This window comes from Streptomyces sp. NBC_00335 (genome assembly GCF_036127095.1).
Taxonomy (GTDB): Bacteria; Actinomycetota; Actinomycetes; order Streptomycetales; family Streptomycetaceae; genus Streptomyces.
Window position 1 is genome coordinate 4,309,326 of the sequence record NZ_CP108006.1, and the last position, 26,184, is coordinate 4,335,509.

Annotated in this window: 18 protein-coding genes; 10 read left to right on the forward strand and 8 right to left on the reverse strand. The window is 71.7% G+C overall.

The features are described from left to right. Positions 1 to 5: 5 nt before the first annotated feature. A complete protein-coding gene (locus OHA37_RS19340; RefSeq protein WP_266906917.1) occupies positions 6 to 1,118 on the reverse strand; it encodes a tetratricopeptide repeat-containing glycosyltransferase in 1,113 nt (370 codons plus the stop codon). Positions 1,119 to 1,378: 260 nt separating this feature from the next. Between OHA37_RS19340 and OHA37_RS19345 the strand changes: the two genes are divergently transcribed. The 3 genes from OHA37_RS19345 to OHA37_RS19355 all read left to right on the forward strand — a co-directional run bounded on the left by OHA37_RS19345 (position 1,379) and on the right by OHA37_RS19355 (position 5,138). Continuing rightward, positions 1,379 to 2,884, forward strand: coding sequence for a hypothetical protein (locus OHA37_RS19345; protein WP_266906919.1), 1,506 nt, complete (start codon positions 1,379 to 1,381; stop codon positions 2,882 to 2,884). A gap of 118 nt (positions 2,885 to 3,002) precedes the next feature. Next, the gene (locus OHA37_RS19350; protein ID WP_266912910.1) at positions 3,003 to 4,052 is read left to right on the forward strand and encodes an aldo/keto reductase; all 1,050 of its coding nucleotides are present in this window, start codon (positions 3,003 to 3,005) and stop codon (positions 4,050 to 4,052) included. A gap of 264 nt (positions 4,053 to 4,316) precedes the next feature. Continuing rightward, entirely contained in the window at positions 4,317 to 5,138 is an 822-nt protein-coding gene (locus tag OHA37_RS19355) for a hypothetical protein (protein WP_266906921.1), read from the forward strand. A 3-nt stretch (positions 5,139 to 5,141) separates the two neighbouring features. On the opposite strand, the gene OHA37_RS19360 is transcribed toward OHA37_RS19355, so the two are convergent. From OHA37_RS19360 to OHA37_RS19370, 3 genes are all read right to left on the reverse strand, one after another. Then, positions 5,142 to 5,954: a hypothetical protein gene (locus tag OHA37_RS19360; RefSeq protein ID WP_266906923.1), complete on the reverse strand. Its 813-nt coding sequence runs from the start codon at positions 5,952 to 5,954 to the stop codon at positions 5,142 to 5,144. 148 nt (positions 5,955 to 6,102) lie between these two features. Then, on the reverse strand, positions 6,103 to 7,359 hold the full coding sequence (locus OHA37_RS19365) for a metallophosphoesterase (RefSeq protein ID WP_266912912.1): 1,257 nt from the start codon (positions 7,357 to 7,359) through the stop codon (positions 6,103 to 6,105). Positions 7,360 to 7,574: 215 nt separating this feature from the next. After that, entirely contained in the window at positions 7,575 to 8,690 is a 1,116-nt protein-coding gene (locus tag OHA37_RS19370; protein ID WP_214954921.1) for a LacI family DNA-binding transcriptional regulator, read from the reverse strand. 362 nt (positions 8,691 to 9,052) lie between these two features. Between OHA37_RS19370 and hisC the strand changes: the two genes are divergently transcribed. Next, complete coding sequence (hisC, locus tag OHA37_RS19375) at positions 9,053 to 10,135, forward strand: histidinol-phosphate transaminase (RefSeq protein ID WP_266906925.1); 1,083 nt, start codon at positions 9,053 to 9,055, stop codon at positions 10,133 to 10,135. Positions 10,136 to 10,211: 76 nt separating this feature from the next. Here the strand turns inward: hisC and OHA37_RS19380 are convergent, their stop codons facing one another. Continuing rightward, a complete protein-coding gene (locus OHA37_RS19380; RefSeq protein ID WP_243331197.1) occupies positions 10,212 to 10,580 on the reverse strand; it encodes a cyclophilin-like fold protein in 369 nt (122 codons plus the stop codon). Positions 10,581 to 10,769: 189 nt separating this feature from the next. Here OHA37_RS19380 and OHA37_RS19385 point away from each other — a divergent pair, with 189 nt between their 5' ends. The 4 genes from OHA37_RS19385 to OHA37_RS19400 all read left to right on the forward strand — a co-directional run bounded on the left by OHA37_RS19385 (position 10,770) and on the right by OHA37_RS19400 (position 18,696). Continuing rightward, complete coding sequence (locus tag OHA37_RS19385; RefSeq protein ID WP_266906928.1) at positions 10,770 to 12,275, forward strand: cytochrome ubiquinol oxidase subunit I; 1,506 nt, start codon at positions 10,770 to 10,772, stop codon at positions 12,273 to 12,275. 18 nt (positions 12,276 to 12,293) lie between these two features. Continuing rightward, the gene (cydB, locus tag OHA37_RS19390) at positions 12,294 to 13,295 is read left to right on the forward strand and encodes a cytochrome d ubiquinol oxidase subunit II (RefSeq protein WP_266906930.1); all 1,002 of its coding nucleotides are present in this window, start codon (positions 12,294 to 12,296) and stop codon (positions 13,293 to 13,295) included. Between the two features lie 57 nt (positions 13,296 to 13,352). Beyond that, complete coding sequence (gene cydD, locus OHA37_RS19395) at positions 13,353 to 16,937, forward strand: thiol reductant ABC exporter subunit CydD (RefSeq protein WP_266906932.1); 3,585 nt, start codon at positions 13,353 to 13,355, stop codon at positions 16,935 to 16,937. A 79-nt stretch (positions 16,938 to 17,016) separates the two neighbouring features. Then, positions 17,017 to 18,696, forward strand: coding sequence for a sensor histidine kinase (locus tag OHA37_RS19400; protein ID WP_266912914.1), 1,680 nt, complete (start codon positions 17,017 to 17,019; stop codon positions 18,694 to 18,696). Positions 18,697 to 18,714: 18 nt separating this feature from the next. Here the strand turns inward: OHA37_RS19400 and OHA37_RS19405 are convergent, their stop codons facing one another. Beyond that, positions 18,715 to 19,635 carry a Cof-type HAD-IIB family hydrolase gene (locus OHA37_RS19405; protein WP_266906934.1) on the reverse strand — a complete coding sequence of 307 codons (921 nt, stop codon included), beginning with the start codon at positions 19,633 to 19,635 and terminating at the stop codon, positions 18,715 to 18,717. 137 nt (positions 19,636 to 19,772) lie between these two features. On the opposite strand from OHA37_RS19405, the gene OHA37_RS19410 reads away from it, so the two are divergent. Together OHA37_RS19410 and OHA37_RS19415 are read left to right on the forward strand one after the other, a co-directional pair. After that, the gene (locus OHA37_RS19410; RefSeq protein WP_266906936.1) at positions 19,773 to 20,039 is read left to right on the forward strand and encodes a hypothetical protein; all 267 of its coding nucleotides are present in this window, start codon (positions 19,773 to 19,775) and stop codon (positions 20,037 to 20,039) included. Positions 20,040 to 20,184: 145 nt separating this feature from the next. After that, positions 20,185 to 21,090 (forward strand): LLM class flavin-dependent oxidoreductase, encoded by a 906-nt coding sequence (locus OHA37_RS19415; RefSeq protein ID WP_266906938.1) that lies wholly within the window; start codon positions 20,185 to 20,187, stop codon positions 21,088 to 21,090. Positions 21,091 to 21,188: 98 nt separating this feature from the next. On the opposite strand, the gene OHA37_RS19420 is transcribed toward OHA37_RS19415, so the two are convergent. After that, positions 21,189 to 24,224, reverse strand: coding sequence for a tetratricopeptide repeat protein (locus OHA37_RS19420; RefSeq protein ID WP_266906940.1), 3,036 nt, complete (start codon positions 24,222 to 24,224; stop codon positions 21,189 to 21,191). Continuing rightward, a complete protein-coding gene (locus OHA37_RS19425) occupies positions 24,221 to 26,110 on the reverse strand; it encodes an HSP90 family protein (protein WP_266906951.1) in 1,890 nt (629 codons plus the stop codon). The genes OHA37_RS19420 and OHA37_RS19425 overlap by 4 nt, the downstream gene beginning before the upstream one ends. Between the last annotated feature and the right edge of the window lie 74 nt (positions 26,111 to 26,184).

Sequence of the window (26,184 nt, forward strand, 5' to 3'; positions counted from 1 at the left end):
GACGGTCAGGCGAATGCCCGGGATCCCACGCCCAGCTTGCGGCGCGCGAACTCGAGGTTCGCGAGGATCCGGTCCTGCTGGTCGCCGGGCAGTTTGCCTTCCTGGAGCAGGCGTTCGCAGCAGTCCGACGACTCCTGGTACTCCCCGGTCCAGTAGGCGGCCACCGCGAGCTCGTCGAGTGCGCGCCAGTCGTGCCAGGCGAACTCGACGAAGAGGATGTCGTCCGGGTGCGGCACCCGTACCGCCTGCCGGGCGAACAGGTAGGCGAGGGGCCAGCGGCTTTCGAGGCGGCAGAGGCGGGCGAGGTCACCGAGGGCCTCCGCGCGTGAGGGACGGCTCTCGTGTGCGCGGAGGTAGCGGTCCATCACCTCGGCCGACGGCCTCTCGAGAGTGACCGCGAGCCTCGCGGCGTAGAGCTGCGCGCAGTAGGTCTCTTCGGCCCAGCCGCCCATGGCCACCCGGTGGTCGTAGGCGGCGAGGGACTTCTCGGGTTCTCCCGCGTCGCGCCAGCTCTGGGCCAGGTAGAACGCGTAGCGGGTGTTGTCGGGCTCTTTGGCGAGGCCTTCGGTGAGGACTTCCGCATCGCGCAGGTACTTCGCCCGCTGGCCTTCTTCCCGGAGGCGGGCCCCGCCGCCGATGGAGAGGATGTTGAAGCCCTCGATCACGTCGCGGCTGTACTCGGTTCCGGATTCGATGTACTCGTGGAGCACGCCCACGTACCGCCAGGGCAGCCGGGTGGAGACCAGCGCCGGCCGCCAGTGGACGATCGGACCGTCGTGCAGCGCGACCTGGTACGCGTCGAGCGTCAGGTCCGGCATCCGGAACCCGGGCTCGATCTGCATTTCGTCGTCGCCGTCGATGAACAGCAGGTAGTCGGCGCCGGCGCGGGCCAGTTCGATCGCCTCGGTGCGGCTGCCGTCGAACCCCTTCCACGGCCGGTCGTGGAGCGTGCCGGGCAGGTCGGCGAGACAGTCCCGGATGACGTCCTGGGTGCCGTCGGTGGAGCCCGTGTCCACGATCACCCAGGTGTCGATCAGGGGGCGGACCGACTCCAGGCACTTCCGGATGGTCGGGGCCTCGTTCTTGACGATCATGTTCAGGCAGATGGTCGGCCTCACCGCAGCACCCTCTCGTCGGACGGATCGCGGGCGACGTTAGGGAGTACGGCTGCCGATGGGTGGGCGGCACGCCGGTGGCGCTACCCCCCGGTGGCCGTCGGCGCAGCCGTTAGAGGGGGCCTGATCGGCCGATCTGCTGATAAATATCCCCGGCACCTCAAGATCCCGGCACATCCGTCCGTAAGCCCCAAGGACGTTCGAACTCGCAGCCGGAGCGCTACCCGTTCCGGCTCGCATTCCGTTCCGAAGGAGCGCTGCACATGAGTCGTGAGCACCAGACCAAGGTCAAACTCGGTCCTGTCCCCCGCAACCGCGCCTGGATCGCGGGAGGTGCCCTGGCCTCGCTGTCCCTCGTACTCATGGGCATGGCCACCCCCGTCATCGCGGCGGTCAATCCGGCGGTCGCGGCGGTGAGAGCCACGGCCCCGTCGGGCGGCGGCGGAGGCGATGACTGCGAGCCGCACGACGGGCCACCGCGCGACAGGAACCGCGGAGGCGGGGACGACGACGGGCACGGTGGCCGGGGAGACGACGACGGGCGCGACCACCACGACGGGCGCGACCACCACGACGGGCGCGGCGACCACGACGGCCGCGGCGACTGGGGAGACGACGAGGGGCGCGACCCCCACCACGGGCGCGACCACGGGTGCCCGCCCGTAGGCCCGACTGGGCCGACTGGGCCGACCGGTCCCGCGGGTGCGACGGGTGCGACCGGTGCGACCGGCGCGACCGGTGCCACGGGTGCGACCGGTGCTGACGGGGCCACGGGGGCGACCGGCGCCACGGGTGCTGACGGCGCTACGGGTGCTGACGGTGCGACCGGCCCGACCGGCCCGACCGGCCCGACCGGCCCGACCGGCCCGACTGGTGCTGATGGTGCGACGGGCGCTGACGGTGCCACGGGCGCGACCGGTGCTGATGGTGCGACCGGCGCCACGGGCGCTGACGGTGCCACGGGCGCGACCGGTGCTGACGGTGCCACGGGCGCTGACGGTGCGACGGGCGCGACTGGTGCTGACGGGGCCACGGGCGCCACGGGTGCAACCGGCCCGACTGGTGCGGATGGTGCGACGGGCGCGACCGGTGCTGATGGTGCGACGGGCGCGACCGGTGCCGATGGTGCGACCGGCGCCACGGGTGCCGATGGTGCGACCGGCGCCACGGGTGCCACGGGTGCCACGGGTGCGGACGGTGCCACGGGCGCGACCGGCCCGACCGGCCCGACGGGTCCGACAGGTCCGACGGGTGCGACCGGTGCGACCGGTGCGACCGGGGGGTGCAACGCCATCGCCAACTACAAGCCCGCCGCCAACCGCGAGATCAAGGCGGTAATGATCAACGGGGTCGCGTACGTCGGAATCCGGGGGATCCAGCCGAACCCGACGAACTTCGACTGGCACAACCTGACCATCGCCGCGCGGAACCCGGGCTATCCCACCGGGCTTGCGTGCGGCATCGCCGTCGATGAACACTCGAACGGGGCCAACATCGAGATCGCGACCATCGACGGGCGGGTCTTCGAGACCTTCTGCTCGGTCAACAACATGACACCGTCCCTGGACTGCGGGACGCCGATGGCTACGCACCCGTGGACCCAGGTTGTCCCCGGCCCCACGAGCGCTCCCCCGACGAACGTGGTCACCAAGAGCCAGCCCTTCAAGAGCCCGCCCGCCAAGAAGCCTGCCGTCAAGCACCAGGCTGCGAAGAAGCCGGCTGCCAAGCCCAAGCACACAGTCGACAAGGGCAACAAGCACCGCCCCTGACAGCAGCAGCATGACCCACCGGTGAACCCAAGCGCCGGGCCGCTCCTGAGGGAGCGGCCCGGCGTTCGTGTGCTTGCGCTGGAGTGCGCTCCAGCTTCTACAGTGCGGGCCCATGAGCATGCGATACCGAATTCTGGGTGGGACCGGCATCGAGGTCAGCACGCACTGCCTCGGCACGATGATGTTCGGCGCGGTGGGCAATCCGGATCACGAGGAGTGCGCGCGGATCATCCACGCCGCGCTCGATCACGGGATCAACTTCGTGGACACCGCGGACATGTACTCGGCCGGGGAGTCCGAGACGATCGTGGGGAAGGCCCTCAAGGGCCGGCGGGACGACGTCGTGCTCGCGACCAAGGTGCACTTCCAGATGGGCGAGGGCCGCAACCGCAGCGGGAACTCCCGGCGCTGGATCGTGCGTGCCGTCGAGGACAGTCTCCGCCGACTGGACACGGACTGGATCGACCTCTACCAGGTGCACCGGCCCGATCACGGCACGGACGTCGAGGAGACCCTGTCCGTCCTCGGGGATCTGGTCCGGGCCGGCAAGATACGGGCTTTCGGCTGTTCCACCTTCCCGGCCGAGGAGATCGTCGAAGCGCACCACGTCGCCGAACGGCGGGCTCTGCCGAGGTTCCGGACCGAGCAGCCGCCGTACTCGATCCTCGCGCGCGGGATCGAGAGCAGTGTGCTGCCGGTGGCCCGGAGGTACGGGATGGGTGTCCTGACCTGGAGCCCGCTCGCGTCCGGATTCCTGAGCGGGAAGTACCGGCTCGGCAGCGCCATCGACATGACCTCGGGGCGTGCGGCGCTGACTCCCGCCCGCTTCGACCCCACGATTCCGGGCAATGTCGCGAAGCTGGAGGCCGTGGAGCAGCTGGTGGAGCTCGCCGACTCCATCGGCTGCACGCTGCCCGAGCTGGCGGTGGCCTTCCCGCTGGCGCATCCCGCCGTCACCTCCGTGATCATCGGGCCGCGGACCATGGAGCAGCTGGAATCACTGGTGAAGGGCGCCGGGCTGGTCCTCGATGACACGGCTCTCGACCGGATCGACGAGATCGTGGAGCCGGGCCGGAATCTGTACCACCCGGACGGCGCCTGGCGTTCGCAGGCGCTGGCGGATGTCGCGCAGCGGAGGCGGGCACTGGCAGACCGGTCCGCGGCTTAGGCGGATGGACGCTCCCATGTTTCACGTGAAACAGAGACGGGTGTTTCACGTGAAACATGGCCCATGGCCGCAGGCTCTGGCTGCGCAGACCCGTGTGGCCGTGTAGCAGGCCGCCAAGTGGCGGTGTGGGCTGCGCCGTTCCGCTGACTCATGGGCGCGCCGGTCGGGCTCGCGGGGTCGGGGTCCTCAGGATTGCCCGCGGAGCCCGGTCGTACTTCCGGACTTCGCAGGTCGATTCGATCCGATGTCTGCGAGGAGCGGTACATGAGTTCTGAGAACAAGGCCCGTACCTACCTGGGGCCCTTGCCCCGACGGGCCGGCTGGCTGACGGGAGGCACGCTGGCCTCGGTGGCGCTGGTGCTGGGGGGTCTGGCGTCCCCGGCGGTCGCGCTGGCCGAGGCGTCCGGGAGCCCGGACCACTGCCAGTCCCAGCACCAGAGAGCGGGTGCGCCGTCGGCGGCTCACGGCGACGACTGCAAGGTGGGCCCGCGGGGCCCGCGCGGACCCAAGGGACCCAAGGGTGCGACGGGCCCGACCGGGCCCCGGGGCGCGACCGGTGCGACGGGCCCGACCGGGCCGCGAGGCTACCCGGGCGCGACGGGTGCCACTGGCGCGACGGGTGCCACCGGCGCCACCGGCGCGACGGGCGCGACCGGCGCCACCGGCGCGACCGGCGCCACCGGTGCCACCGGGCCGTGCAACGACATCGACAGCTACTCGCCCTCGAACACCGAGGACTTCCACGCCGCCCTCACCGGTGGGATCGCGTACGCGGGACGGGCATCCGTGCCGGGCGGCGTGCCGGTCTGGCAGAACATCAGCGACGCCGACGACAACCCGGGCTTCCCCGTTGGACGTGCCTGCGGCATCTCCATCGCGGCCCAGGGCAATAACGCGTACATCAAGGTGCTGACCACGAACGGCCAGGTGTACCAGACACACGGCGACGTGAACGGCGCGAACTTCATCTGGGACGAGGCCTGGACCCAGCTTCTGCCGGCTCCGAACCCGATGCTCGGACTCCGCAGCAAGGGCATCGAGTGGAAGGGCGACCTGGCCTCCTCCGGCGCGCCGAGCGGTCAGTAGCCGTCACCCCGGCTCGGTTTCCGGGCCGCCGAAGTCCGGGCTGGTGAAGTCCGGAGAGGAGTAACCGGGACGGGGCCCCTCAGCCGGGGCTCCCGGACTGGTGAAATCGGGCCGGGTGTATCCCAGATTGGGGATGCGCCCGGCTCCCGGCTTTCGGGGGGCCGGGAAGCCGGCCCCCGCGCTGGGATCGGCCAGCGCGTCCCGGAGGAACGGCACGATGCCCCGCTCCAGGAGGGCGTTGCGCCAGGCCTCCCGGGCCCGCGACACCTCGTCGGGCACTGTCTCGGTCTCGTCCGCGGCCACCTCGGTGGAACTGTTGCGGACGGCCGTGACGAGCAGCCCGATCACGGCGAAGAGCAGTGCCGCGGCGGTCAGCCCGCCGAAGAGCCAGCCCGCCGTCAGCATCGTGTCGGCGAAGGCCGGTTCGGGTTCGATCATCTTCAGGATGTAGCCCACCAGCAGGAAGATCAGCATGGCGGTGCCGGCCAGGACCGGCGCGAGGACCGCGACCACGGCGCTGACGCCCGCGCCACCGCCCTGCCCGTCGTCCTCCTCCCCCGTCGAACCGGGGGTGGACAGGATCTCGTCCTGCCGCTCTTTGCGGACCTTCACGTAATGGTCGTACTCGGCTGCGGCCGCGGCCGTCAGCAGCGAGGTGGCCCCCATGGCCATCGTGCGCAGCTGTTCGGCATTCAACCGTTCGCCGAGGGCGGCGAGTTCGGGCCGGTCGTTCGCTGTGCGCAGCGCCTCGTCGAGGAGCCGATCGAACTCCGGTCGGTCTTCGGTGAGCAGGTGCGGAGCGCTGGTCATGTGCATCCCCCGATGCTCCGTAGAGACCGGTATGCCCGCGTAGAACGGGGCGCCGGCACAAACGGAGGAGAGCCTGCTACGGATAGAGCGATGGTAGAGCGCCCACGCCGTACGTTGACAGGGGCTTTCCGGAAATACCCAGCTCCGGGAAGCCTCAGTCGTTCAGCGGGAGTTGCACGACGAGTAGTTTGCCCGCCATCGTCACGCCGCCGTCCATGGCGATGGCCAGGCCTTCCGCGTAGACGTGGGGGCCGACGACGGCCTCGGGACCGTGTGCCCCGTCGCCGTCCTCGGTGCCCACCTCGCCCAGCAGGTACGGGATGGGGCTGTGGCCGTGCACGACGCGACTGCCGCCGTAGGTGCCGATGAGCTCGCGTACGGCCTGGGGGCCGGTCTCCTCGTCGCGGAAGGCGAAGCGCTTGGTGAATTTGCGGAAGAGGTCCCAGGTGATGTCGGCGTCGTTGCGGTTGAGCAGTTCGTGGATGGTGTCGTTGACGTCCTCGACGGAGTCGCCGTAGTCGAGGTAGGCGGTGGTGTCGGAGTGGAGGAGCAGGTGGTCCTCCACCAGGACCGCCGCGTCCAGCCGGGACATCCACTGGAGGTGGACGTCCTGAAGCCGGTCCATGTCGGTGCGCTGGCCGCCGTTGAGGAGCCAGGCGGCCTGGAAGGTGGCGGTGCCGGCGCCGGAGACGACGGGGGTGTCCCCGAACCGCTTGGCGCCGATGAGCAGCAGCTCGTGGTTGCCCATGAGGGCCTTGCAGTAGCCGCCCGCGGCGGCGGCTTCGGCGGAGAGCCGCATGACGAGGTCGATGACCCCGATGCCGTCGGGGCCGCGGTCGGTGAAGTCGCCGAGGAACCAGAGCCGGGCGTTGCCGGCGGACCAGTTGCGGTCGGCGTCGATGAGCCCCTGGAGCTGCAGTTCGGCGACGAGTTCGTCGATGTAGCCGTGGACGTCGCCGACGACGTAGAGCGGTCCGGGGCCCTCGCCGGGGGTCTCTTGGGGAACGTACTGGATCTGGACGGTGTCGCCGGGGCCGCCGAGGGCGCCGCGCCCGATGACGGGGAGGTCGCGCTGCGTCGGGGTGTACCCCTCGGGGTCGCTGTCCTCGGGGACGTGGCCCATCGGACGGCCGGGCTCACCGAGGGCGCCGACGGCACCGTACGGGGCTTCGTGGCCGTATCCGTGCTGCGCGGGGACGGGTGCCGGGCCCGCGGCGTAGTACGCGGGGTACTCGCCGTAGACGGGGGCGTCCGCCCCGAGCCCCGCGGGGCCGCCCCTTCCGGCTGCTGCGGCCCCCGGGGGGACGGTATGCGAGGCGGGTTCGGCGACCGGCAACCGGAAGTCCCGCTCGGTGTCCGTCCGCACCGCGGGTCCCTGACCGGCCCCCTGAGTCATCGACCCCTCCACCACCGTCGCGCTGCCGTACACCTGCGGACCCGCCCGCCTCTTGGGCGGAGGGTCCGTGATGTCGTGCGCCCATCATAGGAATGCAGCTCGCGCTCTGTGACGCACCAGGGGTGGTGAATCCTGGGCGGAGCTGGTCCTTCCTGCCGGTTTCTCCCGATATCGGTGTTGCTGAAATCCTCGGCGGGGCTCCGGGCCCCGCCGTTGGGCCGGCGTGGTGGTCAGTCCTGTGCCGGGGATCGGGGCGGGCTGACGGTCGTACGGGGCTGCCTGCGCTGGGACGAGGTACGGATGATCAGCTCGGTCGGGATGACCTGTTCGACGGGTCCGCCCGTGTCGACGCCCTCGATGGCGTCGATGAGCAGCTGGACGACGGCGGTGCCGATGCGGCGGGGTTTGAGGGACAGGGTGGTGATGGGCGGTTCGGTGTTGGCGTACACGGTGGATTCGCTGCAGCACACGAGCAGCAGATCCTCGGGAACGCGCAGGCCGTAGCGCCGGGCGGCGGCGAGCAGGTCGGTGCCGTTGGGGTCGAACAGACCGTAGACGGCGTCGGGCCGGTCGGGCCGGGCGAGCAGCCGGTCGGCGGCGACGGCGCCGGCGCACGGATCGTGGGCGGGGTAGGACTCGTAGACGGGGTCCTGGCCCACGCGCTCGCACCAGCGCAGGTAGGCCGTGGTGGAGAGCCTGGTGTAGGTGTCGGTGGTGGTGCCGGTCAGCAGCCCGATGCGGCGGGCTCCGGCGGCGGCGAGGTGGTCGAGGAGGCCCAGTACGGCGGCCTCGTGGTCGTTGTCGACCCAGGCGGTGACGGGGAGTGAGCCGGCGGGGCGTCCGTCGGAGACGACGGGCAGACCCTGGCGGACCAGTTCGGTGACGACCGGATCGTGGTCGGAGGGGTCGATGACGACGGTGCCGTCGAGGGCCACGTTGGACCAGACGTCGTGTCGGGAGGTGGCGGGGAGGATGACGAGGGCGTAGCCGCGAGCGAGCGCGGCGGAGGTGGCGGCCCTGGCCATCTCGGCGAAGTACGCGAATTCGGTGAAGGTGAAAGGTTCATCCCCGTAGGTCGTCACGGTCAGGCCGATGAGGCCCGACTTGCCGGTACGGAGGGTGCGGGCCGCCGCGGAAGGGCGGTAGCCCAGCCGGTCTGCGACCTCGCGAACGTGGCGGCGGGTGGCGTCCGGCAGCCGTCCCTTCCCGTTGAGGGCGTCGGAGACGGTCGTGATCGAGACGCCCGCCGCAGCGGCCACGTCCCTGATGCCGGCCCGGCCCTGTCGGCCGGCGGCCCGCCGGGTGGTCTCGGTCCGGCTCACCTGATGCTTCCCTGCTGCTGTCATGGCGAGCCGATAGTAGGGCTCGGTGGGCAGAGCGGTCCGGATGCATATGCACCCGTTGACAGGCACGATTCTGCATGGTTCGCCACCCCCAATGACCTTGGAAATGAAGGCCTTTGGTTGCAAAGGGTGCCTGGTGCCCTTGTCGTCGGGACCGTGCATGCCAAAACGGTGCGCTGTCGGGCTCCACTCAACTCACCTGTACGAGGGACGCGCGCCACGGCGCAGGCCACCGGCGCACGCATATATGCGTGCGCTCTCCCGCATTCCAGGCGCCTGCCGTTCTCGGATGGACGGAATCCTCATAAGGTGAGGAGTATTGAGTCGACGGCGACGTCGTACGGGACGGTCGAGGAGGACCTGCGGTGAGCGAGAAGAGCCCGAAGCTGCGCGCCGAGCTGGACGGCATCCCCACCTACAAGCCCGGAAAGCCCGCGGCAGCGGGCGGTCCGGTCGCTTTCAAGCTGTCCTCGAACGAGAACCCGTACCCGCCCCTGCCTGGGGTGCTGGAGAGCGCGGTCGCGGCGGCCGGCCAGTTCAACCGCTACCCGGACATGGCGTGCACCGGCCTGGTGAACGAGCTCGCGGAGCGGTTCGGGGTTCCGGTCGAGCACATCGCCACCGGCACCGGCTCGGTCGGCGTCGCCCAGTCGCTGATCCAGTCGACGGCGGGTCCGGGCGACGAGGTCATCTACGCCTGGCGGTCTTTCGAGGCTTATCCGATCATCGTTCAGATCTCGGGTGCGACCTCGGTCCAGGTTCCGCTGGCCGAGGGGGACGTGCACGACCTGGACGCGATGTTCGAGGCGATCACCGAGCGGACCCGCCTGATCTTCGTCTGCAACCCCAACAACCCCACCGGCACCGCGGTCCGCCGTGCGGAGCTGGAGCGGTTCCTGGACCGGGTGCCCTCCGACATCCTCATCGTCCTCGACGAGGCGTACAAGGAGTTCGTCCGCGACGTCGAGGTCCCGGACGGCATCGAGCTCTACCGCAGCCGCCCCAACGTCGCCGTGCTGCGTACGTTCTCCAAGGCGTACGGGCTCGCGGGCCTGCGCGTCGGCTTCGCGGTGGCGCACGAGCCGGTGGCCGCGGCGCTGCGCAAGACCGCGGTGCCCTTCGGCGTCAGCCAGCTCGCCCAGGACGCGGCGGTCGCCTCGCTGCGGGCCGAGGACGAGCTGATGGGCCGCGTCGGGTCGCTGGTGAGCGAGCGCGCCCGGGTCTACGGGACGCTGCTGGCCCAGGGCTGGACGGTGGTGCCCGAGACGCAGGCCAACTTCGTGTGGATGCGGCTCGGAGAGCGGACCGCCGACTTCGCGGCGGCCTGCGAGAAGGCCGGCGTGGTGGTCCGGCCCTTCGCGGGCGAGGGCCTGCGGGTCACGATCGGCGAGCCCGAGGCGAACGACCTCTTCCTGCACACGGCCGAGGCGTTCTTCAAGGAGCTCTAGAGCTCCCGGGAGCTGGTCGGGTCGGCGCCGGTCGCACCGGCGGTGATCAGGCCGGCTCCGGTCGGCCCGGCTCCGGTCAGGCCAGTTCCACGCGGATGGGGTCGCCGTCGCGGACGGTGGCCAGCAGGCGGGGGTCGCCGTCGAACGAGCCGAGGACGTTGCACGGGCTCGCCAGGCGGCTCTCGCCCCCGCGGGAGATCGGGGTGGGGCCGTAGGGCAGCGCGAGTGCGTCGCCCTCGGTCCAGAACGCGACCGTGCCGGGCTCGACGACCTGCTGGGCGTCGTGCTCCAGCGCCACGGAGACGCCGGTGTCGAAGTAGACCTCCTCGCCCCAGGTGTTGGCGGAGGCGGAAATGGGGAGCGCGTCGGCGAGCGCCTTGGCGGTCGGGGTCTCGTCGAGCGTTGCGGTGAGCTGGCCGGCGGGCCAGAGGAATCGAATCTTCATGGTTCGCATTCAACAATCTGTTGAATTTATTCGCTAGAGGGGACCCCCCTCGAAGATGCCGACAGCAGTACGACATAATGCTTGTGAATGTGAACGCGTTCACAAGCGTGTCCTGCTTCCTCCCGGATTGAGTGGGATACGAGAGGCAAACTGCGGCTGTGACCACGGCGAAACGAAGGAGACGACGACGTGGACCTAGCTTTGGCGCCAGAGACCCTGGCGCGATGGCAGTTCGGTATTACGACCGTCTATCACTTCCTCTTCGTTCCCTTGACGATCTCTCTGGCCGCGCTCGTCGCGATCTTGCAGACCGCCTGGGTGCGTTCGGAAAAGGAGAAGTACCTCAAAGCCACCAAGTTCTGGGGCAAGCTCTTCCTGATCAACATCGCGATGGGCGTCGTCACCGGCATCGTCCAGGAGTTCCAGTTCGGCATGAACTGGTCCGACTACTCGCGATTCGTCGGTGACATCTTCGGAGCCCCGCTGGCCTTCGAGGCGCTCATCGCCTTCTTCTTCGAGTCCACCTTCATCGGCCTGTGGATCTTCGGATGGGACAAGCTGCCGAAGAAGATCCACCTGGCCTGCATCTGGATGGTCTCGATCGGCACCATCCTGTCCGCGTACTTCATCCTCGCGGCGAACTCATGGATGCAGCACCCGGTCGGCTACCGGATGAATCCCGAGCGCGGCCGGGCCGAGCTCACCGACTTCTGGCTGGTGCTCACGCAGAACACCGCGCTGACCCAGTTCTTCCACACCATGACGGCGGCCTTCCTGGTCGGCGGCGCGTTCATGGTCGGCATCGCGGCCTTCCACCTCGCCCGCAAGAAGCACATCCCCGTCATGCGGACCTCGCTGCGACTCGGCCTGGTCGTCATGATCATCGCCGGTCTGGGAACCGCCATCAGCGGAGACCTGCTCGGCAAGGTGATGTTCAAGCAGCAGCCGATGAAGATGGCCGCCGCCGAGGCGCTCTGGGACGGCGAGGCGCCGGCTCCCTTCTCCCTCTTCGCCTACGGCGACGTGGAAAAGGGCCACAACACGGTCGCCCTGGAGATCCCGGGCCTGCTGTCCTTCCTGGCCAACGACGACTTCACCTCGTTCGTCCCGGGCATCAACGACGTCAACAAGGCCGAGCAGGAGAAGTACGGGCCCGGTGACTACCGGCCCAACATCCCCGTCGCCTACTGGGGCTTCCGCTGGATGATCGGCTTCGGCATGGCCTCGCTCGGCGTCGGCATGCTGGGACTCTGGCTGACCCGCAAGAAGTTCATGCTTCCGCCGGGGCTGCGCACCGGTGAGGAAGAGGTCCCGCACCTGGTCCTCTTCAAGAAGGCGCTGAGCCCCAAGTTCACGAACTGGTACTGGATCGTCGCGCTCTGGACCATGGGCTTCCCGCTGATCGCCAACTCCTGGGGCTGGATCTTCACCGAGATGGGCCGCCAGCCCTGGGTGGTCTACGGGGTCCTGCGCACCAGGGACGCGGTCTCGCCGAACGTCTCCCAGGGTGAGGTGCTCACCTCGATGATCGGCTTCACGCTGCTCTACGCCGTGCTCGCCGTGATCGAGGTCAAGCTCCTCGTGAAGTACGTCAAGGCCGGACCGCCCGAGCTCACCGAGGCCGACCTCAACCCGCCGACCAAGATCGGCGGGGACGACAAGAACCCCGACCGGCCGATGGCCTTCTCGTACTGAGGCTGAGGAGACCACACCATGCAACTTCACGACGTCTGGTTCGTGCTCATCGCCGTTCTGTGGATCGGCTACTTCTTCCTGGAGGGCTTCGACTTCGGAGTCGGCGTCCTGACCAAGCTGCTGGCCCGCAACCGCACGGAGAAGCGGGTCCTGATCAATACGATCGGGCCCGTGTGGGACGGCAACGAGGTCTGGCTGCTCACGGCCGGCGGTGCGACCTTCGCCGCCTTCCCGGAGTGGTACGCCACCCTCTTCTCCGGCTTCTACCTGCCGCTCCTGCTCATCCTGATCTGCCTCATCATCCGCGGGGTCGCCTTCGAGTACCGGCACAAGCGGCCCGAGGACAAGTGGCAGACCAACTGGGAACACGCGATCTTCTGGACCTCGCTGATCCCCGCGTTCCTGTGGGGCGTGGCCTTCGCCAACATCGTGCGCGGAGTGAAGATCGACCAGGACATGGAGTACGTCGGAAACTTCTTCGACCTGCTCAACGTCTACTCGATCCTCGGCGGCCTGGTCACCCTGACCCTGTTCACCTTCCACGGCGCGGTGTTCACCTCGCTCAAGACGGTCGGTGACATCCGGGACCGCTCGCGCAAGCTGGCCATGCGGCTCGGGGTGGTGACCGCCGTCCTGGCGCTCGCCTTCCTGATCTGGACCCAGGTCTCGCGTGGTGACGGCTGGAGCCTGATCGCCATGATCGTGGCGGTACTGGCGCTGGTCGGGGCCCTCGGCTTCAACTTCGCGGGCCGCGAGGGATGGGCCTTCGGCCTGTCGGGCGTCACCATCGCGGCGGCCGTCGCGATGCTCTTCCTGACGCTGTTCCCGAACGTCATGCCGTCCTCGCTGAACGCCGCCTGGAACCTCACGGTCACCAACGCCTCGTCGAGCCCGTACACCCTGAAGATCATGACCTGGTGCGCGGCGGTGGCGACCCCGGTCGTCCTGCTCTACCAGGCGTGGACGTACTGGGTGTTCCGCAAGCGCATCGGCACGCAGCACATCGTCGACGTGCACTGAACCGTGCACTGAGTCGGCTCCGTCCGCTCCGCCCGTTCCTGCCTGGGGATGTTTCACGTGAAACCGATCGACCCGCGCCTGCTTCGGTACGCCCGGTCCACCCGCCTCTTCCTGGGGGCGGTGGTGGCCCTCGGGCTCGCCGGGGCGGGGCTGGTCGTCGGCCAGGCCATGCTGATCGCCGAGATCGTGGTCGGCGCCTTCGAGGACGGACTGGACGGCGCAGCCCTGCGGACGCCCCTGCTGCTGCTCGCGGCGGTGGCGCTCGGCCGGGGCCTGGTCGCCTGGCTGACCGAGCTGGCCGCGCACCGGGCGAGCGCGGCGGTCAAGTCGGAACTGCGCGGCCGGCTGCTGGAGCGGGCGGCGGACCTCGGGCCCGGCTGGCTGAGCGGACAGCGGACGGGCTCCCTGGTGGCCCTGGCCACCCGGGGAGTCGACGCCCTGGACGACTACTTCTCGCGGTACCTGCCCCAGTTGGGGCTCGCGATCGTCGTCCCCGTGGCGGTGCTCGCGCGGATCGTCACCGAGGACTGGGTGTCGGCGGCGATCATCGTGGTCACGCTCCCGCTGATCCCCCTGTTCATGATCCTGATCGGCATGGCCACCCAGTCCCGGATGGACCGCCAGTGGCGGCTGCTGTCCCGGCTCTCGGGGCACTTCCTGGACGTGGTGGAGGGCCTGCCGACCCTGAAGGTGTTCGGCCGCGCGAAGGCGCAGGCGGAGTCCATCCGCAAGATCACCGATGATTACCGGCAGGCGACGATGCGCACCCTGCGCATCGCCTTCCTGTCCTCGTTCGCGCTCGAACTGCTGGCGACCCTGTCCGTGGCGCTGGTCGCCGTCACCATCGGCATGCGGCTCGTCCACGGGGAGCTGGACCTCTACACCGGGCTGGTCATCCTGGTCCTGGCGCCCGAGGCGTACCTGCCGCTGCGTCAGGTCGGGGCGCAGTACCACGCGGCGGCGGAGGGGCTGGCCGCCGCGGAAGAGATCTTCGAGGTGCTGGAGACCCCGGTCGCCGCCTCGCAGGGGACGGCCGCTGTTCCGGTCTCGGGACTGCGGATCGAGCTCGACGGGGTGGCCGTCCGGTACGAGGGTCGGGGCGAGGACTCCCCCGGACCCGTCTCGCTGACCGTGGAGCCGGGTGAATGCGTGGCCCTCAGCGGGCCGAGCGGCGCGGGCAAGTCCACGCTGCTGCAGGTGCTGCTGGGCTTCGTGACGCCGAGTGCGGGCCGGGTCCGGGTCGGGGACGTGGACCTGGCCGGGCTCGCGCCCGAACAGTGGCGGGAGCGGATCGCGTGGGTGCCGCAGCGGCCGCACCTGTTCGCCGGGTCGATCGCGGAGAACGTACGGCTGGCGCGGCCCGGCGCCGCCGATGCCGAGGTGACCGCCGCGCTGGTGGACGCCGGGGCGTGGGAGTTCGTACGGGCTCTGCCGCGGGGGGCGGACACCCTCCTCGGCGAGGGCGGGGTCGGACTGTCCGCCGGGCAGCGCCAGCGTCTCGCGCTGGCGCGGGCGTTCCTGGCGGACCGGCCGGTGCTCCTGCTCGACGAGCCGACGGCGGCGCTGGACGGCGAGACCGAGGCGGCCGTGGTGGAGGCGGTACGCCGCCTCGCGGTCGGGCGGACCGTCCTGCTGGTGGTGCACCGGCCCGCGCTGCTGGCGCTGGCCGACCGGGTCGTGAGGGTCGGGGCCGGCTGTGCCGGGCCGCCCTCCCCCGCCGCGCCCCTTCCCTCGGTGCGGCCGGGACGGACGGCGCCGGGACCGGCTCCGCGCGATCCCGGCGAATGGATCCTCGGCGACACTCCGGCGCGGGCGGGCGCTGCGGGCGGCGACGGTACGGGCGGCGGCGGTGCCGACGGCCGTGACCCGCTCAGGCGGGTGCGGGGCGTGGCCAAGGCCTGGCAGGGACGGTTCAGGCTCGGGCTGTTCCTGGGAGCGCTGGCCGTCGGGTGCAGCGTCGGGCTGATGGCCGTCTCCGGATGGCTGATCTCGCGCGCCTCCGAACAGCCTCCCGTGCTGTACCTGATGGTGGCCGTCACCGCGACGCGGGCCTTCGGCATGGGCCGGGCCGTCTTCCGGTACGCGGAGCGGCTCGTGTCCCACGACGCGGTCCTGCGGATGCTCGCCGACCTGCGCGTTTCGGTGTTCCAGCGACTGGAGCGCATCGCGCCCGCCGGACTGCGCACCCAGCGGCGCGGGGATCTGCTGACCCGGCTGGTGGCCGACGCCGACGCCCTGCAGGACTACTGGCTGCGCTGGCTGCTGCCCGTCGGCACCGCGGTGCTCGTGGGCACCGGCTCGGTGGCGTTCACCGCCTGGCTGCTGCCCGCGGCCGGGGCGATGCTCGCCGTCGGGCTGCTGGCCGCCGGGGTCGGCGTACCGCTCGTCAGCGCGGTCTGCGCACGCCGGACGGAGCGCCGGCTCGCGCCCGCCCGGGGCGAGCTCGCCACCCGTGTGGCGGATCTGCTCACCGGAACCGCGGAGCTCACCGTTGCCGGAGCGCTCGGCGGGCGCAAGGCCGCCGCGAAGGACAGCGACCGCACACTGACCGGGATCGCTGCCCGCGCGGCCGCCGTCACCGGGCTCGGGAGCGGGCTGTCTTCCTTGGTGACCGGGCTGACCGTGGTGTGCTCGGCCGCCGTCGGGGCCGACGCCGTCGCCGGCGGCCGGCTGTCCGGGGTGGCCATGGCGGTGGTCGTCCTGACCCCGCTGGCCGCCTTCGAGGCCGTCAGCGGGCTTCCGCAGGCCGTCCAGTACCGCCAGCGGGTCCGGCGCAGCGCCGAGCGGGTCTACGAAGTCATCGACACGCCCGCTCCGGTCACCGAGCCGGAGCGGCCCGAAGCCCTGCCCGCCTCGCCCTTCCCGCTGCGGCTGACGGGGCTCGCCGCCCGCCACCCCGGGCAGGAGAAGGACGCGCTGAGCGGGCTCGACCTGACCCTGGAGGCGGGCCGCCGGATCGCGGTGGTCGGGCCTTCGGGAGCGGGCAAGACGACGCTGGCGCAGGTCCTGCTGCGCTTCCTGGACCAGCACGAAGGCTCGTACACCCTGGGCGGGACCGATGCGCGCGCCCTCGACGGGGACCACGTGCGCCGGGTCGTGGGCCTGTGTGCGCAGGACGCGCACATCTTCGACAGCTCGGTACGGGAGAACCTGCGCCTGGCCGATCCGGGGGCGAGCGAGGCGCGGCTGCGGGAGGCCCTCGCCGCGGCCCGGCTGCTTGAGTGGGCCGAGGGGCTCCCGGACGGGCTGGACACGCTGGTCGGCGAGCACGGCGAGCGGATCTCCGGTGGTCAGCGCCAGCGTCTCGCCCTGGCGCGGGCGTTGCTCGCGGACTTCCCGGTCCTCGTCCTGGACGAGCCGGCCGAGCACCTGGACCTGGCCACCGCCGATGCGCTGACCGCCGACCTGCTGGCCGCGACCGAGGGGCGTACCACCGTGCTGATCACGCACCGGCTGGCCGGCCTGGAAGAGGTCGACGAGGTGCTCGTCCTCGACGGCGGCGTCGTGGTCCAGCGCGGTGCGTACGAGGAGCTGGCGGCGGCTCCCGGTCCGCTGCGCGGGCTGCTGGAGCGGGAGCGGGAAGCGGACCTGACGGTCGGTACCGGGCAGGCTCGACTTTCCTCACCAAAGGGGACTAACTAGGCTCAAGGGCATGTCAGCGCAGGAGTCGCAGGAATCGCCCGAGTACCCGCCGGAGCCCTCATCGGCGACGTCCGACCCGATGGAGGCCGCGACCGCTGCCACCCGGAGTCTCCAGGGGCTTTCCACCGAGCTCACGGCCCGGGTGCCGCAGCTGCTGGAGGCCATGCGGTCGGTCGGTACAGGTCTCGAACTGCACTCCACGCTGGACCGGATCTGCGAGACGGCCGCCGAGCTCGCGGACGCCCGCTACGCGGCCATCGGCGTGGTCGACACCGAGGGCCGGGGGCTTTCGGACTTCGTCACCTTCGGCATCAGTGACGCGGTGGCGAAGAAGATCGGGCACCGCCCGGACGGGAAGCGCGGTCTGCTCGGCGCGCTGATCTCGCACCCCGACGCGGTGCAGCTCGCCGACCTGACCAAGGACCCGCGCTCGGAGGGCTTCCCCGCCCATCACCCGCCGATGAAGACCTTCCTCGGCGTTCCGATCCGCGTGCAGGGAGAGATCTTCGGGAACCTCTACCTGGCGGAGAAGAACGGCGGCGGCGAGTTCAACGACTACGACGTCCACATGGTCCGGGTGCTGGCGACCGAGGCGGGCATCGCCATCGGCAACGCCCGGCTCTACGAGGCCGCCACCCAGCGCGAGCGCTGGATCGACGGCTCGGTCGCCGTCACCACGGCCCTGCTGTCGGGCGGGGACGCGGACGACGCGCTCGCCGTCGTCGCCGAACAGGCCCGCCGGCTCGCCGATTCGGCCGCCGGGATCGTGATGCTGCCGGCCGAGGAGGGCGGGATGGAGATCGTCGCGGTCTCCGCGGAGAACCCGGCGACCTCCCTCGGTGTCGTCATCCCGGCCGAGAGCCCGGTGGTGGCCCGGCTCCTGGAGGGCGAGCCGGTCTTCGTGGACGACGCCGCCTCGGACCCGCGCATGATCAGTCGCCTGACCAGCCAGTACGGGGCCTGCATGATGCTTCCGCTGCAGAGCGGGGGCCGGGTGCTGGGGGCCCTCGTCACGCCGCGGGCGCGCGGGAAGCGCCCGTTCACCGAGGCGGAGCGGACCCTGGCCACGCAGTTCGCCTCGCAGGCGGCCCTGGCGCTGATGATGGCGGAGGCGCAGCGGGACCGGGAGCGCCTCGCGGTGTTCGAGGACCGCGACCGGATCGCCCGCGACCTGCACGACCTGGTCATCCAGCGGCTCTTCGCCACCGGGATGATGTTGGAGGGCGCCCAGCGCCGCTCCATCGTCCCGGAGGTCCGCGAGGGTGTCGGCAAGGCCGTGGACGAGCTCGACGTGACGATCCAGGAGATCCGCACCGCGATCTTCGCGCTCCAGCAGGGACCGGCGGAGGCCCCCTCGGGGCTGCGCACCCGGGTGCTGCGGGAGATCAACATGGCTGCCGTGCCGCTGGGCTTCAAGCCCGCGCACCGCTTCCTCGGACCGATCGACGCGGTCGTCGGCGAGCTCGTCGGAAAGAACCTGATCGCGGCCCTGCGCGAGGCGTTGTCGAACGCGTTCCGGCACTCGGAGGCGTCCCGGATCGAGGTGGTGCTGGACTCCACCGTCAGCCTGGCCGATGGACGGCCCGGGGTCCGGCTGGAGGTGGCCGACGACGGGGTGGGCATCCCCGAGGGCGGGCGGCGCAGTGGGCTGCGGAACCTGCGCCGGCGGGCCGAGTCGCTCGGCGGATCCAGCTCGTACGGCCCCGGCCTCGGCGAGGAGGGCGGCGGGACCACCCTGGTGTGGGAGGCCCCGCTGTAGCCGTGCTTCGGCTCGTGGCTACGCCTCGGTGCGGGCGGTCCGTTCGGCCAGGATGCGCTCGATGACCAGGGCGACGCCGTCCTCGTTGTTGGCGACCGTACGGCCCGACGCGGCGGCGATGACATCCGGATGGGCATTGCCCATCGCGTACGAGGTGCCGGCCCAGCCGAGCATCTCCACGTCATTGGGCATATCGCCGAAGGCGACCACCTCGGACGGGGAGATGCCGCGCTCCTCGCAGCACAGTGCCAGGGTGCTCGCCTTGGAGACCCCCGGGCCGCTGATCTCCAGCAGGGAGGTCGGGCTGGAGCGGGTGATCGAGGCGTACGCGCCGGCGACGGAGCGGGCCAGGGTCAGGAACTCGTCCGGAGCCAGCTCGGAGTGGTGCGCGAGCACCTTCAGCACGGGCGCCGAGTCGTCGTCCGTGGCCTCGTGGAGCAGTTCCTCGGCGGTGGCGACGTGGGCGCCCGGGTCCTGGAAGAACGGCGGGTACTGCGGCTCGTAGTTGATGCCGGTGGTCAGCTCGACGGCGAAGGAGGTGCCGGGGGCGGCGCCCCGCAGGGCCTCCACCACCTTGAGCGCCGTGACCCGGGGCAGCGGCCTGACCTGGACGAACTCCCGGCCCGTGGGCGGCTGGTCGGTGGAGTGCCGGTCGAGGGCATGGAGGTCGACGACGGCGGCGCCGTTCGCGCAGATGGCCAGGCCGTGGCCCTGGACGTGGTCACTGACCACACCCATCCAGCGGGCCGGGCGTCCGGTCACGAAGAACACCGCGATGCCTGCCTCTTCGGCGGCGGCGAGGGCGGCGACGGTGCGCTCCGAGACGGATTTGTCGTCGCGCAGCAAGGTGCCGTCGAGGTCGGTGGCGATGAGCCGGGTCGCGGGGGTTGGCCCGTCCGGGCACTGGGGAGCCGAGGTCACGGCTCCATCTTCGCCCATGGCAGGGGTCGGCGACGTTTCACGTGAAACATCGCGACATGGTTGTCAGTGGGCGGTGGAAGGATCTCCTCGCCGGTGCCGCTGCCGTTCGCGCTGCCGGGTCGGTGCCGGTTCCGATGACGTCACACGGGGGCGACGTGCTCATCCCTTCAGCTCGCGCGGCGGATTGCGATGCCTGTGGCGGCCCGCACGCGAAGTGGGTCGCGAGTCTGGCGATGGCCCTGTGCACGGGGTGCGAACGGGCGGGCACCCACCACCCGGAGCGTGAACCGGTGCTGGTGGGCGAGGTCCTGGCCGGTGCGGCCGACGCCCTGGCCCGCGCCGGCCGCACCGCGGCTCCGGCCCGCCCCTACTCCGCCGTCCTGCTCGCCCTGTGGCGGAAGAAGGCCCAGAGCGGCGCATGACGGCGCCGGGGGGGCACCCGCGACGAGGGCTGCGAGGCCGAGGGTCAGGCAGGGCGGGGTCAGGAGTTGCAGCCCGGCCGGACCGATCCGATCGTGTCGCCGGGATGCCGACGACCCGCTGTGGGGCGGACGTAGGCTCGGGGGCATGAGTCTGCGCCTGAGTACCGTGATCCTGCCCGTCGACCGCTGGCACGAGGGAGGCCGCTCCACGTGGCAGCGGGCCGAGGAACTGGGGTTCCACGCGGCCTACACCTACGACCACCTGTCCTGGCGGACCTTCCGCAACGGCCCGTGGTTCGGCGCTCTGCCGACGCTCACGGCCGCCGCGACGGCTACGGAGCGGCTGCGCCTCGGTACGCTCGTCACCTCGCCGAACTTCCGCCACCCGGTGACGCTCGCCAAGGAGCTGATCTCTCTCGACGACGTCTCCGGCGGACGGATCACCCTCGGCATCGGCGCCGGAGGCAACGGCTTCGACGCCACCGTGCTCGGCCAGGAACAGCCGTGGACCCCCAAGGAGCGCGCCGACCGGTTCGGGGAGTTCCTGCCGCTGCTCGACCGGCTGCTCACCGAGGACTCCGTCTCGCAGCGGGGCACGTTCTACTCGGCGGAGGAGGCCTTCAACATCCCCGGGTGCGTCCAGCGGCCCCGGCTGCCCTTCGCCGTCGCCGCGACCGGCCCGCGCGGCCTGAAGCTCGCCGCGCGGTACGGGCAGGCGTGGGTGACCACCGGCGACCCCAAGATCTTCGACGAGGGCACCCCGGAGCAGTCGGTGCAGGCCCTGCGCGGCCAGGTCGAGAAGCTCGGCAAGGCGTGTGCGGAGACCGGCCGGGAGGTGGCCGAACTGGACAAGGTCCTGCTCACGGGCTTCACCCCGGACCGGGGACGGCCGCTGGAGTCGGTGGCGGCCTTCGTCGACTTCGCCGGCCGCCACCAGGAGCTCGGCTTCACCGAGCTCGTGATCCACTGGCCGATCCCCGACTCCGACTTCGCCGCCGACCAGGGCGTCTTCGAGCGGATCGCCACCGAGGCGCTCGCACAGCTGGGCTGAGCGGATCGCCGCCGAGGCGCTCGCACAGCTTGGCTGAGCGGAGCCGGACCGAGCCGCTGCCGTCGCCCCGGGGTTCGGAGCGACGGCAGCGCCCGGCCTCAGGACGAGGCGCGCAGCAGGTGTTCCGTGGTCCGTTCGGCGCTCTCCAGGAGCCACTCCGGGGCCACGCCCTCGGGCAGCGCGCGTACCTCGGCCGCCAGCGCCGAGACCCGGGCGGCGCCGGCTTCGGGCCGGCCCAGCTCGTGCTCGGTCCAGGCGGCGTTGTTCACGCACTGGAACCGGGCCTGGAGGTGCTCCGGGCCGAGCTCCGCGTGGAGGGCGGCGGCCCGCTCCCACAGCAGGATCTCCTCCAGCCGCAGCGCTTCGAGCTCCGCCGCACCCAGCGGTTCGGCGGGCCCTGAACCCCGTCCTTCCTCCTCGTCCGCCTCCTCTTCCGCCTCCTCGTCGGCGCGGACCCGGCGGTCGAGGACCTGGGCGAGCTGGTTCCAGGTTTCGGCCAGTTCGGCCCGTGCCTCGGGGTCCTCGGGAGCCTGCGCCAGCGCGGCGGTCAGCACCTCGGCCGCCTCGCCCATCCGCGACCGGGCCTGTGCCACCCCCGCGTCGGTGATTTCTTCGCGCAGCCCGAGCCAGGCCAGCGACCGCAGGATCCGTACCTCGGCGACCGGCGCGTCCTTCGACCGACGGCGCAGTTCGAGGGCCCGCTCGTACGCCGCGACCGCCTCCGGGACCAGCTGTGCCTCGGAGAGCTGGTCGGCCGCGGCCTGGGCGAAGTTCGCCTGCGGACGCGGGTCCTCCCAGTCCTCGGCGAGCCCCGCCGCCAGCAGGTACTGCTCGGCCGCGCCCCGGGGATCCTGCAGATCGCGCAGCAGGTCGCCCAGGAACTCCCGTACGGAGACGGCCTGGCCCTCACCGTGCTCCAGCAGGTCCGGCAGCGTCGACTGCAGCACCTCGGCCGCCTCGACGGTGTGGCCCTCACGGGCGTGGCACCGGGCGAGCAGCAGCCGGGCCTGGGCCCCGCCGTCGGCGGTGAGCCCGGCCTGATCGAGCCAGTGCGCCGCGTCCAGAGCGTGCCGCGCGGCCTCCGCGTCGGCCTCGCTCTGCCCCAGCAGGATGTCGGCGAGGGTGAGCCGTACGACGCCCTGCGCCTTGGCGTCGGTCACCTCCGCGGCGTGCGTCAGACCCGCTCGGGCCGACTCCTCGGCCTCGTCCACCCGCTCCAGCGACATCAGCACGCCGGCCCGCAACACGAGCGGGTCCACGGCTAGCCACGGCCGGCCCGCCGCCACCGAGCGGTCGGCGGATCCGGCGAGCAGCGCCACGGCACGTTCCGGGTCGCCCTGCGAGAGGGCGAGCCGGCCCAGCATCTCCTCGGCCTCCGCCACCACGTCGGGCAGGGCCGCGGCGTAGGCATCGGCGAAGGCGGCGAGCTCGGCGGCCAGTTCGCCGTGCCCGTGCTGCCCATCGTGGCTGGCGCCGTGGCCGTGCCCGTGCCCGTCCCCGTGGCCGTGCTCGGGGTCCTCGGTGGCCTCGACCGAGCGCAGGTAGGACTCCACCCGGATCCCGGTCAGTTCCGCGAGCGCGATCCGCCGGGTCCGCAGCGGATCGTCCGCGTCCAGTGCCTCGGCGGCACGCAGGGCGACGGCCAGCAGCGCGCGCAGCTCCCCCGCCCCGGTGCCCGACTGTGCGGCCACGGTCGCCAGCCGCAGCTCGGCCAGGGCGGCGCGCTCCGCGAGCCCGAGCTCCCGGTAGCGCTCGCGTACGCCGGCCAGCAGTTCCGCGGCGTCGCCGGCGCCGGCCCGAGCGGCCGCCAGGGCCCGGTGGTCCGCCACATCGGCGGCGACCAGAGGATCGGCGCCGCTCGCGGCCTCGGGGTGCAGGGCCACCTGCTCCCAGAGGGCGTCCGCGCCGGGGTGCCCGAGGTCGCGTGCCGCACGGGCCCGTTCCACGAGTTCGGCGAAGCCCCCGGCCGGGGCCGCCGCCCGGGGTGCCGGGGCGGGCCCCGGCTGCGGGAGCGCCGCGAGCGCGGAGCTCCGTACGCCCAGCGGCAGGACCGCGGCCAGCGGGGCCGCACCGATCCGCGCGAGGAACCGCTCCGAGACCCGGGTGGAGCCGTTGCGCGCGTCGAACCGCCGGGCGATGTCGAGCGAGCCCGCGCGCAGCACCTCGTACAGCTCGGACACGGTGCGCGGATTGCCCTCGTAGGCGGCGGCCGGGTTCTGGCCGTGGCCCAGCTCCGTCAGGCGGCGCAGCAGGACGAGGATTCCGCCGTGGAAGGCCAGCTGATCGGAGAGGTTGGCGAGCGGGGACACGTGCGCCGCGTGCTCGGCGAGGATCTCCAGACCTCGGGACTCGTTCCCGGTGAGCGCGCAGAACTCGATGTGCCGCCCCACCGAGGGCAGCAGGCTCTCCTTGCCCCGGGCCAGCCGGTATCCGCGCAGATGGGCCGAGCGGGCTTCGTCGAACCGGCCGAGCCGCACCAGCGGCAGCAGCGAGGCGGCCAGCACCCGGTGGGGTTCCTCGGCGCAGGTTTGCTCACCGGAGAGCACCGGCTGCCAGACCCCCAGGGCCTCGGCGTCGTCGCCGCGCAGCACGGCGTACTGGCCCTGGCTGTTGAGCTCGCAGGCGTGGCAGTCGCTCATGTCGTCGCGGTCGGCGGCCTGCCAGCCGGCATAGGCGCGGCCGGCCCGCTCGTCGTCGGCGGTCGCGTCGGCGAACCACAGCTCGGCCTCGCGCACGGGACGCTCGCTGTAGCCGGCGATCCGGTAGCGGCGCTCCATCTCGTCCAGCCAGCCGGCGGCCGACTCCAGCGGGATCTCCGGAGAGTTGCCGATGGCGCTGGCGATCCACTTGAACTGCCAGAACAGCGAGTGGGCGTCCCACTCGTCGAAGGCGCCCGGGTCCTTGTCGTACTCCTGGAGCAGCCGGGCGAAGGGGACGAGCATCTTCGGGGACTCGGAGCTGTACAGGTAGGCGTTGATCAGGTTGTCCAGTGCCGCCCGGAACAGCGGGCGGTCCCCGGTCGCCTCGGCGGCGGCGGACAGCGCCTCGGCGTGGGCGTTGCGTGCGGTCCCGCCCGGAGCCTGGCGGTTCTCGGCCAGTCCGCGCTCGATCTCCTCGCGCGTCATCGTGCTCACTTCTGATCCTCCTGGGGGTCGGCTCCGGTGGCGCTGTCCGTGGTGCTGTCCGTGATGCCGACCGGGTGCGTCGCCCATTCCAGGAGCCCGAGGAAGGACCGGTTGAGCAGGGCGGTGTCGGCCGCGCGCAGCGGCCGCTGCGACCTCAGCAGGGCCTGGCCGTAGAGCGATTCGACGGCGGTGGCGGTCAGGGCCTCGTCGGGCAGGGCGGCGATCCGGCGGATGAGCGGGTTGTTGTGGTTGAGCACGAGGCGGGCGCGCGGAGCGGAGCCGCGCAGCGAACCGAGGATGCCGCTCCACAGCGAGTCGGCGGTCTCCAGGGCTGCCGTGCGGTCGCGCTCCTGACGGGCCTGGCGGTCGTCGAGGTAGAGCGCGGGAACGGCGGCGGGCTGGAAGGCGCGCAGGACGACGTCGCAGCTCTGGGGCTCCAGCCGGGTGCGGGCGGTGGCCAGGAAGGGGGCCAGGGCCAGTTCGGCGGAGGTCGGGACCGGATCGAGGCGCTCGGTGACGGCGCCCGCGTCGAGCTCGGTGACCTTGAGCTCCGGGCGTACGGAGGGCAGCATGGCCAGCAGATCGGCGTCGTAGGTGTAGCCGGCGTTGATGACGCCGAGGCCGTGGGCGGCCGCGATCGGGGCGATCTGGCGGAACTCCTCCACGGTCCGGGTGAAGTGGATCTCGGTGTGCGCGGCGGCGAACTCCTCCAGGTTCATCGAGCCGTCGCTGGTCTCGAACGGCAGCCAGGGCAGCATCAGGCCGAGCAGCTCGGTGTCGTGGCGGGCCAGCGATTTCACCCCGAGGTGGTGGACGCTCAGGAAGGCCGCCAGCCGCTCGGGTTCGCTGGTGGCGAGCTCGGCGAGCCAGGCGCGGACGCGGGCTCCGAGGGCCTCGCGCACGGCGGCCAGGGTCTCGTCGTCGTACAGGTTCTCGCGGGAGGCGGTGGGCCGCAGGGTGTCGGTGTCGAGGACTGCGCGCACGAAGAACGCCCAGTCGGGCAGCAGGTTGTCGGCCTTGTCGGTCAGCAGCATGCCCTTGAGGTGGACGCGGTGTCCGGACCGGTGGGCGGGGCTGGTCGGCTCGGGCAGGACGTACGCGACTCCGCGCACTCCGGCCACGGGCAGGTCGAGGTCGATGCTGTCGAGCGGGGTGAAACCGAAGAGCTGCGCGCAGTGCCCGGCGAGCGCGACGCGGCGGGCCGCGGGGGTGGGGAAGGGCCGGTCCCAGACGGCGGGCCGGTCGGTGACCGGGCGGGGTCCGGCGGCGGAGCCGTCGTCGAAGGTGATGTCGTAGGGCAGCAGGGAGCCGTAGTCGCGGGCCAGCTGCTCGACCTTGGCCGGGACGGTCCACTCCTCGGCGCCGGGGCGGGCCTCCAGGACCACGGTGGTGCCGGGCTCCGGGCGGGCGTCGGAGGGAAGTTCGCGGACGGTGTACGAGCCGTCGTCCGTGGCCAGCCACTCGACGGGCGCGGCCAGCGGATCGCGGGCGGAGCGGGTGACCACGCGGATCTGGCGGGCGACGACGAAACAGGCGAGCAGACCGATGCCGAACTGGCCGAGGAACTCCTGGCGGGTGGTCTCCAGGCCGTGCGGGCCTCCGCGCTTGGAGCTGCGTCCGATGGTGGCGAGGAGGGAGTGGGCCTCGTCGGCGGTCAGGCCGATGCCGCTGTCCTCGATGGTCACCCGGTTCCCGGTCGCCGACAGGCGGATGGAGATCTCAGCTTCGGGATCCAGGGCGTGGCGGGCGGTGACCGCGTCGACGGCGTTCTGGAGGAGCTCGCGGACGTACACGCGGGGGCTGGAGTAGAGGTGGTGGGAGAGCAGGTCGACCAGGCCGCGCAGATCGACCTGGAAGGTGTTCGGATGGGTTCCCTGGTTTTCTTCGGACGTCATGGGGCGTCACCTCGCGTGCTGGTACGGGTTGTTCGGCGACCGCGAGGTACCCCCCTCACAGATCCCGGAGTGAG

What these genes read in the sequence shown, in the direction of transcription:
- OHA37_RS19360 (WP_266906923.1), bottom strand. Translation starts at nt 5,954, where the DNA reads ATGCACATGACCAGCGCTCCGCACCTGCTCACCGAAGACCGACCGGAG.
- OHA37_RS19350 (WP_266912910.1), top strand. Translation starts at nt 3,003, where the DNA reads ATGCGATACCGAATTCTGGGTGGGACCGGCATCGAGGTCAGCACGCAC.
- OHA37_RS19415 (WP_266906938.1), top strand. Translation starts at nt 20,185, where the DNA reads ATGAGTCTGCGCCTGAGTACCGTGATCCTGCCCGTCGACCGCTGGCAC.
- OHA37_RS19425 (WP_266906951.1), bottom strand. Translation starts at nt 26,110, where the DNA reads ATGACGTCCGAAGAAAACCAGGGAACCCATCCGAACACCTTCCAGGTC.
- cydB (WP_266906930.1), top strand. Translation starts at nt 12,294, where the DNA reads ATGCAACTTCACGACGTCTGGTTCGTGCTCATCGCCGTTCTGTGGATC.
- OHA37_RS19405 (WP_266906934.1), bottom strand. Translation starts at nt 19,635, where the DNA reads ATGGGCGAAGATGGAGCCGTGACCTCGGCTCCCCAGTGCCCGGACGGG.
- OHA37_RS19345 (WP_266906919.1), top strand. Translation starts at nt 1,379, where the DNA reads ATGAGTCGTGAGCACCAGACCAAGGTCAAACTCGGTCCTGTCCCCCGC.
- OHA37_RS19355 (WP_266906921.1), top strand. Translation starts at nt 4,317, where the DNA reads ATGAGTTCTGAGAACAAGGCCCGTACCTACCTGGGGCCCTTGCCCCGA.
- OHA37_RS19400 (WP_266912914.1), top strand. Translation starts at nt 17,017, where the DNA reads ATGGAGGCCGCGACCGCTGCCACCCGGAGTCTCCAGGGGCTTTCCACC.
- OHA37_RS19370 (WP_214954921.1), bottom strand. Translation starts at nt 8,690, where the DNA reads ATGACAGCAGCAGGGAAGCATCAGGTGAGCCGGACCGAGACCACCCGG.
- OHA37_RS19380 (WP_243331197.1), bottom strand. Translation starts at nt 10,580, where the DNA reads ATGAAGATTCGATTCCTCTGGCCCGCCGGCCAGCTCACCGCAACGCTC.